The organism is Streptococcus pantholopis, from assembly GCF_001642085.1.
In the GTDB taxonomy this organism is placed as follows: Bacteria; Bacillota; Bacilli; order Lactobacillales; family Streptococcaceae; genus Streptococcus; species Streptococcus pantholopis.
The window spans coordinates 2232375-2241302 of record NZ_CP014699.1; the positions used below are offsets into that span (position 1 = coordinate 2232375).

Below are 8928 nucleotides of genomic sequence, written 5' to 3' on the forward strand. Positions count from 1 at the left end.
CAGTCAGTCCCCTATTTTCCTTTTGCGTTCTTAACGGGCTTTGTATCTTGTGGAATTGAACACGCCCTAAGAGCTGTGCAAAAAAGATAGACTGTCCTAGAGCTTTGAGACTCTTCGTCCAGTCTCCTATTTTTGCTTTGCTCTTTTAACGGGCTTTGCATCTTGTGGAATTGAACACGCCCTAAACGCTGCGGGAAAAAGATGGCTGTCATCGTGATGCAAGCATCACTTGCCATCCCCTATTTTCCTTTTGCGTTTTTAACGGGCTTTGTATCTTATTAATTGAACACGACGCCCTAAGAGCTGTGCAAAAAAGATAGACTGTCCTAGAGCTTTGAGACTCTTCGTCCAGTCTCCTATTTTTGCTTTGCTCTTTTAACGGGCTTTGTATCTTATTTTAAAGGAGTTTTGGTTATGGAACGTCAAAAACAAAATATTGTTATTGCCGGCGGCGGCAGCACTTATACAGCAGGGATTGTCACTATGCTTTTGGATAATTATGACAATTTTCCGATTGCTTCTATCAAATTGTATGATAATTTAGAAGAAAGGCAAACCCGTGTTGCTAAAGCTTGTGAAATCATTGTAAAAGAAAGGCATCCGGATATTGTGTTTACTTATACCACTGACCCTGTAGAGGCGTTTAAGGGGGTTGATTTTGTGATGGCACAGCTCCGTGTTGGACTTTTTGCCATGCGGGAACTGGATGAAAAAATTCCGTTTAAGCATGGTGTGGTAGGTCAGGAAACTTGCGGCCCAGGGGGGATTGCTTATGGTTTGCGCACCATTGGTCCTTTGATTGAAATTATTGATTATATGGAAAAATATTCCCCTAACGCCTGGATGCTTAATTATTCAAACCCAGCGGCTATAGTAGCAGAAGCCTGCCGAATTTTGCGTCCCGATGCTCGTGTTATTAATATTTGCGATATGCCGGTTTGCCTGGAGGAAATTTTTGCTCGGATTTTGGGCTTGAATTCGCGTAAAGATTTCGATGTGCGCTACTATGGTCTTAACCACTTTGGCTGGTGGACCCAGATTCGTGACCATCAAGGGAATGATCTGATGCCGCGGCTGATGGAATATGTCAGAGAGCATGGTTATGAAGAGTATACACCGCAAGGCCAGCATAAAGAGTCCTCTTGGCTTGAAACAATGCGGGCAGCTAAAGATCTCTATGCCATGGATCCGACTAAGCTGTGGAACACTTACTTAAAGTATTACCTCATGGCACCGGAAACAGTAGCACATTCTGATCATGATTATACCAGAGCCAATGAAATTATGGATCGCCGCGAAAAAGACACACGCGAAGAGTGTGAACGTATCGTTGCAGCTGGGACAGCGAAAGGGACTTGGTTTGCCTCCAATGAGCATGCACAATTTATTGTGGATCTTGCTTGCGCTCTGGCTTTTAATACCAAAGAACGCTTCTTGCTTATCGTACCGAATAATGGCGCTATTGCTAATTTTCCAGATGATGCAATGGTCGAAATCCCGTGTATTGTCAGCAAGGACCAGTATGAGCCGCTATCCATAGGCAAGATTCCTACCTTCCAAAAAGGATTGATGGAACAGCAGATTGCTTCAGAGAAGCTGGCTGTCGAAGCATGGATTGAGGGAAGCTATCAAAAGTTATGGCAATCTTTTATGATGAACAAATCAGTGCCTAGTGCAAAAATTGCCAAGGAAATCTTAGATGATATGATTGAGGCTAACAAAGAGTTTTGGCCAGAACTGCATTGAGATTGCTGTCAGGGGCTGGGGCAATAAGCCTCAGCCTTTTTCCGAGCTCTTAAGCATATGTTATCAGCTGAGAATGGCAGCTGACTGAATTTTGAGACAAAACATATGTCCTGAGATTTTTGCGGTTTCCGCCAAATGCAGGAAAGTTGATTTTTTATATCGGATTATGGTTTTGCTGTCTTGTTCAATTAAAAGGGCAAAGTAATGAAAAGAAAAAAAGAAATATTTGCTTTGGTGCAGCTTTTCTCCTATATCAGCTTTGGATTGTGTATGACACTACTGATTCCTTTTATGGCAGAATTAGGCTATAATTCTTATCAGAGAGGCTATGCCCTGTCAGGTTATGCAGTCCTTAATATCCTTTTGCAGTTAATTTTTGGTTACTTATCTGATAAATGGGGAACAGCTAAATGGATTAATTTAATGTCTATGCTGGTTTTTGTACTGGCAGCGGTTAGACTGTTTGCAGGAAGAGAACCGTCTTTTGTTATTTTACTGGGATTGGTTTCCATTACAGGAGGTTTTTTAAACAGTCTCTGCGGGCTTGAAGATACTTGGATTATTGGTATAAATTACTATTTTCGAAAAAGCCTGTCGACCCTGAAAGCTTTTGGTTCTATTGGCTGGGCTTTAGGCAGTATGGGAGGAGGCTTGCTTTTGCATTTTTTTGGTTACCGAGGGGCTGGTCTGCTTATTGCTGGTCTGGGTTCTTTGGTCTTGGTTTTAATGGTTTTCCTTCCTGATATTGAGAAATTCAATAAGAGAACAGTAGTTTCAGGCAAAGACTTGATCGGCCTTTTTCAAATAAAAGCTTATATTATTCTGCTGCTAATTCTTTTCTTTCTTTATGCTATGGTAGTAGCAAATACAAGCTTGGTAGTCGACAAAATGCTGTTTTTAGGGGCTAGCAGCATAGAAATTTCGTTAAAGTGGGGGATGGGAGCTGTTTTGGAAATTCCGATGTATCTTTTTGGCATGCACTTTATTGATAAGTATGGCGCCCTTGGGATGCTAAAGCTGAGTGCAGTTATTTCATCACTGCAGTTTCTGTTATTTGCTTTAGTCAATCATAGTTTCCTGATTGTCTTAATTTGTGTACTGCAAGTATTTACAACGCCGATTATTCTGATTAGTTCGAAATGGCTTATTGCTGACCTGATACCATCCTATCTTAACAGCAGCGGGCAGTTGCTGGCCCTCAGTCTTTATATGGGCTTATCCTCACTGCTTATTCCTCTTCTGAGTGGTGTTTTGGGCTTGAATCTTGGTTATTCAGTCAGTCTGGCTCTATTTTCCCTATTTGGTGTGCTGGCTTTTATTTTCTGCCTTTTTTTCGAAAAGGAAGTAGATAGATCGGGGAAATAAATGTAGTTGAAGAGTTTTCTGAATTTTATTAATTTTCAAAAGTATAGGGTTAAAACTATTGACAGAAATAAAAAATAAAGGTATACTACAATCAATCATAAACAAGGAGCCAGAGATGTCCAAGTACGCTTTATCTTTGCATAAACAACTGCACCATCGTTATTACTTTAGTTTCTTTAGATAGACGTTTGTAGGGTTGTTGCCGGTACAAACGTCACTTCAGGTTTGTATCTATGAAGCTAAAGCATTTTGTTGTGACCAAGCCGATTAGATAATAGTTCTAACTGGCTCGAAAAGAATGAAAATTTTCATCTTGCCCGCAATGAAACCGGTTAGAAGAAGGAGCTAACTGGTTTTTTTATTGTTTATGAACGGATATTCCTGTTCTGCGGCTCTGCATAAAGCTGCTGCAACAGAAAAATTGAAAAAAGAGGTACACAGTATGAAACGCTTAATGAAAACAGTATGTGGTTTAGGTCTTGCTTGTCTTTTATTAGCGGCTTGCTCTCAAAAGTCTGACAGCAGTAAAACGGCTGCAAGTGATGCTAAACATATCGGGATTTTGCAGTATGTTGAACACGAATCTTTGACTGCTGCCCGTAAAGGCTTTATTGATGAGCTGGAGCAAGAGGGCTATGTGGATGGCGATAATATCGTTATCGATTACGAAAACGCTCAGGGAGATCAGGCTAATTTGCAGACTATTTCTGAGAGTCTGGTTCAGGATAATGATCTTGTCCTGGGGATTGCTACTCCAGCTGCTCAGGCCTTGGCAACAGCCTCTTCTGATGTGCCTATTTTATTTACAGCCGTCACAGATCCGGTATCCGCTAAGCTGGTAGACTCTATGGAGAAGCCGGGTCATAATGTAACCGGGACAAGTGATCTTTCACCTATCGACAAGCAGGTTGAATTGCTGCAGGAAGTTCTGCCTGATGTCAAAAAAGTTGGTATTATGTATACAACAAACGAACGGAATTCAGAGGTTCAGGTTGAAGATGCAAAAAAAGCATTTAAAGCTGCCGGTATTGAAACGGTGGTCAAAGGCATCTCATCCACCAATGATGTTCAGGATACAGCTAAAAGTTTGATGAATCAAACAGAAGTGCTCTTTATCCCGACAGACAATACAATTGTCAGCTCAATTTCTCTGATTACCGATTTGTCTAAAGAGATGAAAGTTCCAGTGGTCGGCGGTTCAGCTGATGTTGTAGAAAGCGGCGTGCTCTTTTCTTATGGCGCTGACTACGAAGCGCTCGGCCGTCAGACAGCACAGCTAGCGGTGAAAATTTTAGAAGGCGAAGAGCCAGATAAGATTGCTGCCGAGTATCCGGATACCCTTCAGGTTGTTGTTAATGATGAGATGGCTGAAACACTGGGGATTGATATCAGTGCCATCAAGGAATAAGAAAATAGATTGAGCTTAAGTTATTTTCAAGAGAGGAAATCATGGCAGATATAGTATTATCAAGTATTTCACAGGGCCTGTTATGGTCGGTCATGGCTATCGGGGTTTTCTTAACCTTTCGCATTTTAGATATTGCTGATCTTTCAGCTGAAGGAAGTTTCCCAATGGGTGCTGCTGTCTGTGCTTTGCTGATTGTCAACGGCCTGCACCCTTTTTGGGCGACTGTTGCCGGCATGCTTGGCGGTATGCTGGCCGGTGCTGTTTCAGGTTTTATGCACACAAAGATGAAAATTCCGGCTCTGCTGACAGGGATTATCACGCTGACAGGTCTGTACTCGGTCAATTTACTGATTTTAGGGCGCTCTAATCTTTCGCTTTCCGGCCAAACTACTTTGGTTAGTATTGTTCAGGACTGGGGTCTGGAAAAAACAACGGCAGTTCTGCTTATTGGAGGAACGTTTGTGGGAGCGGTCATTCTAAGTTTGGTGATACTGCTCAATACACAAATCGGTTTAGCTTTGCGGGCTACCGGCGATAATCTGGCAATGGGAGAAGCAAACGGCATCAAAGTTGACCGTATGAAAATTCTTGGTTATATGCTGAGCAATGGCTTGATAGCCCTTTCTGGTGCTCTTTTAGCTCAGAACAATGGCTATGCTGATTTGAATATGGGTGTTGGGACGATTGTCATAGGTCTGGCTTCTATCATTCTGGCAGAGGTTGTTATCAAATACCTTCCGCTGGGTCAGCGTTTGCTGTCGATTGTTTTGGGAGCTGTGCTTTACCGCTTGATAATTGTTATTATTTTAGCTATGAATGTTGACGCTCAGATGATTAAATTAGTTTCAGCTCTTCTTTTAGCCCTGATTCTCTATGTCCCTGAAATTCGCAGCAAACTGAAAATTAAGCCAGCCGGTACATTGAAAGCAGAGGGAGAGAAGCGATGAGTTTACTGACATTAACCAATATTCATAAAACTTTTGAAAAGGGAACTGTAAATGAAAATCATGTACTGCGCGGACTGGACTTGGACATTAACCAAGGGGATTTTATCTCTGTTATCGGCGGCAACGGTGCCGGGAAATCTACGCTGCTCAACAGCATAGCCGGTGTTGTTGATATTGATCAGGGGGATATCCTGCTGGAAGGGGAGTCGCTCCGCAAAGAGCCTGTCGCAAAACGGGCCAAAAAAATCAGCCGTGTTTTTCAGGACCCGCGCATGGGGACAGCGACTAACCTGACAATTGAGGAAAATATGGCGATTGCTTATTTTCGCGGTGAAAAGCGCAGTCTTTTCAAAAAAGCTGTGACAGATAAGGACAGGGCGGTTTTTAAAACAGCCTTGTCTGAACTAGGTCTGGGTCTGGAAGACAGGCTGAAGACAGATGCTGCTTTTTTATCCGGCGGACAGCGTCAGGCCCTGACATTGGCTATGGCAACGCTCCTTCGGCCTAAGCTTCTGCTGCTTGATGAACATACGGCAGCGCTTGATCCTAAAACCAGTGATATGGTTATGGCGCTTACTAAAAAAATCGTGGAAGAACAGCGGCTGACGACATTGATGATAACGCACAATATGGAGCATGCCATTGCTTACGGCAACCGCTTGGTGATGCTCTATCACGGCAAAATAGTAGTGGATGTCCGCGGCGAGGAGAAAACCTCTCTGACCGTTGCCCAGCTCATGGATCTTTTCCACAAGAACAGCGGGGAAGTGCTGGCCGATGATGCTTTAGTTCTCGGATAAAAGAGTATCTGTTTCGACTTCATCTGTCAGACAGCTAGTCCAGAAATGCAGCTCTTTTCCAATAAAATTTCCGCTGGTTTGTCTAAACCAGCTGTCTGCGGTCTTTGGGCCGCTTTTTTATTTTAAGATTTGGATAAAAGACCTTTGACTTTTCGCTGTTGCATCAGCGAAGCTAGACTTTTATTTCCATATTCTTGTGGGATTTTATAAAAAAATGAGTTTTCTTCTTGACTATTTTTGACCAAGTGATACAATAGACTCTGTAAGTTAGCACTCAATGATTAAGAGTGCTAAAAAAGAAAGTACTATTTGGAGGTAAAAGGATGTTAAAACCATTAGGTGACCGCGTAGTCTTGAAAGTAGAAGAAGCAAAAGAACAGACTGTCGGCGGTTTTGTTCTTGCTGGCAGCAGCAAGGAAAAGACACAATTAGCAACGGTTCAGGCCGTTGGTGCAGGGACTCGTGCTTTAAATGGTGATTTGATTGAGCTGAGCGTTAAGGTTGGCGATACAGTTGTTTTTGAAGAATTTGCAGGTGTAGAAGTCAAAGATGCAGGTGAAAGCTACCTGCTGGTTCACGAGTCAGATATTCTGGCCGTTGTTCAATAAAAAAGTGATATCAGTCTGCAGGCTGCTGAGCCTGTATTATTAAGAACTTTAAATGACTGTAATATTAATGCGATTTTAGAATGAGGTAAATAGAGAATGGCAAAAGAAATTAAATTTTCATCAGATGCAAGAAGCAGCATGGTACGCGGTGTCGATACCCTGGCTGATACGGTAAAAGTCACCTTGGGACCTAAAGGACGCAATGTTGTTCTTGAAAAATCTTTTGGCTCTCCTTTGATTACAAACGACGGGGTGACCATTGCTAAAGAAATTGAACTGGAAGATCATTTTGAAAATATGGGAGCTAAACTGGTATCGGAAGTTGCTTCTAAAACCAATGATATTGCCGGTGACGGAACGACAACAGCGACCGTTTTGACCCAGGCCATTGTGCGCGAAGGCTTAAAAAATGTCACTGCAGGTGCTAATCCAATCGGTATCCGCCGCGGAATTGAAACAGCTGTGTCAACTGCAGTAGAAGAGTTAAAAGCGATTTCTCAGCCTGTTTCCGGTAAAGAAGCTATCGCACAAGTTGCTGCTGTTTCATCACGTTCTGAAAAAGTTGGGGACTATATTTCTGAGGCGATGGAGAAAGTCGGCAATGACGGTGTTATTACGATTGAAGAATCACGCGGGATGGAAACTGAGCTGGATGTCGTTGAAGGGATGCAGTTTGACCGCGGTTATCTTTCTCAATATATGGTAACTGACAACGAAAAAATGGTTGCCGATTTGGAAAATCCTTATATCTTAATTACCGATAAGAAAATTACTAACATTCAGGATGTTTTGCCTTTGCTTGAGGAAATCCTTAAAACCAGCCGTCCGCTGCTGATTATTGCTGACGATGTGGAAGGTGAAGCTCTTCCGACTCTTGTTCTCAATAAAATCCGCGGGACATTTAACGTGGTTGCTGTTAAGGCACCTGGTTTCGGTGACCGCCGCAAGGATATGTTAGAAGACATCGCTGTTTTGACAGGCGGTACGGTGATTACTGAAGACTTAGGTCTTGATCTGAAAGATGCCACAATGGCCGTACTTGGCCAAGCCAATAAGGTTACTGTCGACAAAGACTCCACTGTTATTGTTGAAGGTGCTGGTGACAGTGCCGCTATTGCCAACCGTGTCAGCATCATCAGATCACAAATTGAGACAACAACGTCTGATTTTGATCGTGAAAAGCTGCAGGAACGTTTGGCAAAATTATCCGGCGGTGTTGCCGTCATTAAAGTTGGTGCAGCGACAGAAACCGAACTGAAAGAAATGAAACTGCGTATTGAAGATGCCTTGAATGCGACACGCGCAGCAGTTGAAGAAGGTATCGTAGCAGGCGGCGGAACAGCTTTTGTCAATGTGATGAGCAAAGTTGCTGCCCTGGATTTGGATGGTGATGAAGCAACCGGCCGTAACATTGTGCTGCGTGCTTTGGAAGAACCTGTTCGCCAAATCGCTGTGAATGCCGGCTTTGAAGGCTCAGTTGTTATCGAACGTCTGAAAAACAGCCAAGCAGGAACTGGCTTTAATGCAGCCAGCGGAGACTGGACAGATATGGTTGATGCCGGTATCATTGACCCTGTCAAAGTAACTCGCTCTGCTCTGCAAAATGCAGCCTCAGTTGCCAGCTTGATCCTGACAACAGAAGCTGTTGTTGCGGACAAACCGGCTCCTGAATCTGCAGCTCCGGCAGCTCCAGCAATGGATCCGTCAATGATGGGCGGCATGATGTAAATATAAATTCAAACCCTTGATATATCAAGGGTTTTTCTGTTTATTTTTGTCTTTTGATTATGATAAGGGGCATTTAACGGCACTGGCGAGCTTATTTTGTAATCATCACCAATGTGTAAAATAACAGGAAAACCTCATTAGGTCTTCGATTGTAAAAATGTCTCAGTTTCCTTTGTTTTATGAACTAATATCATCTGCTGGGCAGCTTTCTGCCTTTAATTGATTGGTATAAGGTTTGTAATAGGACTGTAAGAGAACTTTTGTTATAATGACATTATCAGTATATGCTTTTTAACAAAGGAAGGTTCTGTTTTGGGTAAGAAAAT

The 8928-nt window shown here is 42.7% G+C and carries 8 protein-coding genes; 7 read left to right on the forward strand and 1 reads right to left on the reverse strand.

Features of this window, described 5'->3' with window-relative positions:
• Positions 1-11: 11 nt before the first annotated feature.
• A complete protein-coding gene (locus tag A0O21_RS10485) occupies positions 12-236 on the reverse strand; it encodes a hypothetical protein (protein WP_067064964.1) in 225 nt (74 codons plus the stop codon).
• Between the two features lie 178 nt (positions 237-414).
• Between A0O21_RS10485 and A0O21_RS10490 the strand changes: the two genes are divergently transcribed.
• The 7 genes from A0O21_RS10490 to groL all read left to right on the forward strand — a co-directional run bounded on the left by A0O21_RS10490 (position 415) and on the right by groL (position 8602).
• Positions 415-1746, forward strand: coding sequence for a 6-phospho-alpha-glucosidase (locus tag A0O21_RS10490; RefSeq protein ID WP_067064966.1), 1332 nt, complete (start codon positions 415-417; stop codon positions 1744-1746).
• Positions 1747-1950: 204 nt separating this feature from the next.
• Positions 1951-3111 carry an MFS transporter gene (locus A0O21_RS10495; protein WP_067064969.1) on the forward strand — a complete coding sequence of 387 codons (1161 nt, stop codon included), beginning with the start codon at positions 1951-1953 and terminating at the stop codon, positions 3109-3111.
• Between the two features lie 442 nt (positions 3112-3553).
• A complete protein-coding gene (locus A0O21_RS10500) occupies positions 3554-4519 on the forward strand; it encodes an ABC transporter substrate-binding protein (RefSeq protein WP_067065309.1) in 966 nt (321 codons plus the stop codon).
• Between the two features lie 41 nt (positions 4520-4560).
• Positions 4561-5466 (forward strand): ABC transporter permease, encoded by a 906-nt coding sequence (locus A0O21_RS10505; protein WP_067064972.1) that lies wholly within the window; start codon positions 4561-4563, stop codon positions 5464-5466.
• Positions 5463-6266 carry an ABC transporter ATP-binding protein gene (locus A0O21_RS10510; protein WP_067064974.1) on the forward strand — a complete coding sequence of 268 codons (804 nt, stop codon included), beginning with the start codon at positions 5463-5465 and terminating at the stop codon, positions 6264-6266. Before A0O21_RS10505 ends, A0O21_RS10510 begins: the two co-directional genes overlap by 4 nt.
• A 323-nt stretch (positions 6267-6589) precedes the next feature.
• Positions 6590-6874 (forward strand): co-chaperone GroES, encoded by a 285-nt coding sequence (gene groES / locus A0O21_RS10515; protein ID WP_067064976.1) that lies wholly within the window; start codon positions 6590-6592, stop codon positions 6872-6874.
• 96 nt (positions 6875-6970) lie between these two features.
• The gene (gene groL / locus A0O21_RS10520; protein ID WP_067064979.1) at positions 6971-8602 is read left to right on the forward strand and encodes a chaperonin GroEL; all 1632 of its coding nucleotides are present in this window, start codon (positions 6971-6973) and stop codon (positions 8600-8602) included.
• The last annotated feature ends 326 nt before the right edge of the window (positions 8603-8928 follow it).

What these genes read in the sequence shown, in the direction of transcription:
- groES (WP_067064976.1), top strand. Translation starts at nt 6,590, where the DNA reads ATGTTAAAACCATTAGGTGACCGCGTAGTCTTGAAAGTAGAAGAAGCA.
- A0O21_RS10510 (WP_067064974.1), top strand. Translation starts at nt 5,463, where the DNA reads ATGAGTTTACTGACATTAACCAATATTCATAAAACTTTTGAAAAGGGA.
- A0O21_RS10490 (WP_067064966.1), top strand. Translation starts at nt 415, where the DNA reads ATGGAACGTCAAAAACAAAATATTGTTATTGCCGGCGGCGGCAGCACT.
- A0O21_RS10500 (WP_067065309.1), top strand. Translation starts at nt 3,554, where the DNA reads ATGAAACGCTTAATGAAAACAGTATGTGGTTTAGGTCTTGCTTGTCTT.
- groL (WP_067064979.1), top strand. Translation starts at nt 6,971, where the DNA reads ATGGCAAAAGAAATTAAATTTTCATCAGATGCAAGAAGCAGCATGGTA.
- A0O21_RS10505 (WP_067064972.1), top strand. Translation starts at nt 4,561, where the DNA reads ATGGCAGATATAGTATTATCAAGTATTTCACAGGGCCTGTTATGGTCG.
- A0O21_RS10485 (WP_067064964.1), bottom strand. Translation starts at nt 236, where the DNA reads ATGGCAAGTGATGCTTGCATCACGATGACAGCCATCTTTTTCCCGCAG.
- A0O21_RS10495 (WP_067064969.1), top strand. Translation starts at nt 1,951, where the DNA reads ATGAAAAGAAAAAAAGAAATATTTGCTTTGGTGCAGCTTTTCTCCTAT.